At 50.2% G+C, this 219-nt stretch carries 1 protein-coding gene; it reads right to left on the bottom strand.

Translation table 11 applies throughout. The features are described from left to right. A partial coding sequence (locus tag B4033_RS11305; RefSeq protein WP_286834091.1) for an efflux RND transporter permease subunit occupies positions 1 to 219 on the bottom strand: 219 nt, incomplete at both ends.

Here is a 219-nt window from a genome sequence, read left to right as displayed (position 1 = left end):
CCAAAAACATCCACCTCACCAATGCCTTCAATCCGGGAAATGTCCTGTTCCAGATGTGTCATCAGGTAGTCCGACAAGGCAATATTGTCACTGCGCCCGGATTCGTCATACAGGCTGATCACCATATGCGTATCGCCCAGCGACTTGAACACATTCACACCCTGCCTTTGTACATCTTCAGGCAGGCGGTTCAGCACCCCATTAATCGCATTTTGTACC

The organism is Acinetobacter sp. UBA3132, assembly GCF_002364825.1.
Taxonomy (GTDB): Bacteria; Pseudomonadota; Gammaproteobacteria; order Pseudomonadales; family Moraxellaceae; genus Acinetobacter; species Acinetobacter schindleri.
This window is presented reverse-complemented; position numbering and strand designations above follow the sequence as displayed.